This is a genomic window from Finegoldia sp., assembly GCF_046991905.1.
Classification (GTDB): Bacteria; Bacillota; Clostridia; order Tissierellales; family Peptoniphilaceae; genus Finegoldia.
In genome coordinates this window covers 1-2,849 of record NZ_JBKWZF010000114.1, presented here as the reverse complement: position 1 = coordinate 2,849, position 2,849 = coordinate 1, and the positions used below count along the sequence as shown (strand labels likewise).

The 2,849-nt window shown below is 32.5% G+C and carries 2 protein-coding genes; both read right to left on the bottom strand.

The window, feature by feature from the left end; all coding sequences use genetic code 11:
* Positions 1 to 581: 581 nt before the first annotated feature.
* Positions 582 to 1,748 carry a glycosyltransferase family 4 protein gene (locus tag ACLUJM_RS13375; protein ID WP_120092686.1) on the bottom strand — a complete coding sequence of 389 codons (1,167 nt, stop codon included), beginning with the start codon at positions 1,746 to 1,748 and terminating at the stop codon, positions 582 to 584.
* Between the two features lie 313 nt (positions 1,749 to 2,061).
* Positions 2,062 to 2,849 (bottom strand): glycosyltransferase family 4 protein (locus ACLUJM_RS13370; protein WP_412413040.1); only part of this gene is annotated, 788 nt, incomplete at its 5' end.

Genomic DNA, 2,849 nt, shown 5'->3' with positions numbered 1-2,849 from the left:
ATTGTTTTCATTCCATTCTATAATTTCATAATCAGGGAAATATTTTTTCCAAGAATATATACATTGATTTATTAACTTTGTCTTTTTATTATTACCATACCAGCAATAATGAATTATCTTCGGAATCATCTTCTCAATCCTTCCTATATCTGTAAACGTTTTATCTGAATTATGTTCATTTATTTTTTAGTAAGTACCCCTACAAAATTTTTCTTCAATAGAGTTTACAATAATAATTTTTACACCAACTACATATTTATCCTATATTTCTCAAAATCATACAACCAGTGAAGAGAAATAAATTATTACCTAATTATAGGTTCACCACAATTCTCTGTTCCAATCATAATGCCTTGATGGTTACGTAAGTTCTCACCGGCCTTAGTTTGATCATTAATATGTATGTATACCAAAGTAATACGTGATGCCTAATCCTTTACCGCAGGTATTCGAGGTCATTCCAATTCCAAGCTTTACCGACAACCTATGCCATAAAACTCATAGACTGTTTCCATTACTTTTGCAAATAAACCACTCTGTGACGGATTGTATTCATATTGGCATAAAGATCGCTTATATCTTCACATCTTTAAACTACCAATATATTTTTCTGCCATAGCCTGAGCCGAATAATCCAATGATAGCATTACGTCGAAATTTTTAAGTTTATCCATTTCAATAGAAGCCATTTTAATGATGGCATCCCTAAGAGCCCCTATACTCTCTGGTTCGATGATATATCCATTCACACCATCTCTGATAAGGTCTATCGCACTACCTACTGCATATGTAGATATAACAGGTTTATTGAATTGTATGGCTTCATTGTTAGTCAGTCCCCATACATCCACCCAACCACCATAATATGTTCCTGGAAAGATGAATACATCACATTGTTCAAAGTAATTTTTTCTTACTTTTGGATTAACCATTCCTGCAAAAGTTATATTTCTTATACTTAATGAATTTGCCAGCTTTTCAAAGGAGCTTCTTGCATCCCCGTCACCAGCCACTAGCAAATGGTAGTTATTATCAAGTTTTGTCATGGTTTTAATTAGATATTTAAGGCCTTTTTCAGGCATAAGTCGTCCAAAGTACAGCAATAAAGTTTTTCCTCCATCAATGCCATATTTTGCTCTAATATCTTCATATGGACAATCAGGAACCACACTGCAATTTGGAATCATTATTATACGTGAATCATCTATACCATGTTCTATAAAATATCTCTTGCTGGATGTACTACCAGCAAAGATAATATCTGCATCTTTATAAACATTTTTTGCGGTTGCACCAAGCAACCAGTTTTTTATTTTTCTCTTTAATGGTTGTTTTCTTTTGGGTGCTTCCCATTTTTCCCAGAAATATGCTAATTTTATTCCGTGTTGTTTAGCAGCATGTATTGTCATTTTGCTAATTAGGTACTCGTGTATGGTATCAATAGGTGGTAATTCTATAACATCATATTTTTCACATCTATTTAATACTTGCTTTAGTTCTAAAAAACCAGCTCTTCCAGACGATAAAAATATGCTTTCCGGTAATCTAGATTTTTCAATTTCTGTTTTATAATTTTTATAATTTTCGCCTTCATTAGTAAAAATGTATTCCATGTCTGCCTTCTTTCGCATCTCTCGAAACCACTCAATACGATACTCTGGAAGTGTGTTGTGCAGGAAAAGTATTTTTAATCGGTAATCGGTATCATTTGAACAGATTAATATATCTCCTTGATTTTTCTTATACATTTAGCTTACCTCCATACTATCCGAATACTCGGATAGCATTTTAAAATCTTACACTTTCATATCGGTATTACTAGTTATTCAATTATTTACTAACAATTTTGATATCATATTTAAATTATTATCCCTACTTTTACTTAATTAAAATTTATATTTTGAGTTTTTAAACGGTCATCTCCAAACTTATATAGACGGAATATCCTTAATAAATACGAGCCCTGTTGTCACTACGGCTTCATCATCAACCTTTACTCCTTGAAGCACAGTGGCACCTGGTTGTTGCTCCCTAAACATGTCTATTTACTATCATATTCTTTTACAGATCTTTATAATATGTTCTATATCCTTCAGCAAACTTTTCAAAAGAGTATTCTTTTTCAAAAGATTCTTTTGTGCCTTGTTCACATTTTATTCTTAGCACATTATCTTCAATCAAACGACAAACAGCCTCTGCTATCTGATCAGGTTTTCTCGGTTCAACTATCAACCCATTTTTTTCATTCTGAATAATCTCCGTAGTACCATCCACACCCGTAGCAACGACTGTCTTTCCAACAGAAAATGCTTCAATCGGAGTGAGCGGAAATCCTTCCCAAAGAGAACTAAGAACTATCAGATCCAACTGAGACATTAAATTTTGAATATCTGAACGGTATCCCATAAACACAACCGAATCATCTAAATTTTTATCATTCACTCTTTTCCTTAGTTCTTCCTCTAATTCTCCAGATCCTATAATTAAGAATTTGGTCATAGGATGAATTCTCAAGATTGCTGGAATAGAGTCTATGAAATATTCCATTCCTTTCTGTTCCGATAAGCGACCAACATTTCCAATAACGAAATATCCTTGCTCATGTAATTTTTTGATAATAGGATCAACTATAATTTCATCTTCAAATGCATATGAAGCATTATGAATGACTGTTACTCTTTGCTCAGGTATTCCATAAACCTCTACTAAGTTTCTTTTAACCATTTCACCGCAAGCAATCAAATGTGCTCTACGATATGCATATTGCGTTAATTTTTTCTTATTAGTAAACGTATTATGACTGGTATTTATAAACAAAATATGATATTTTCGAGATAAAATACTTGCAT

What these genes read in the sequence shown, in the direction of transcription:
- ACLUJM_RS13375 (WP_120092686.1), bottom strand. Translation starts at nt 1,748, where the DNA reads ATGTATAAGAAAAATCAAGGAGATATATTAATCTGTTCAAATGATACC.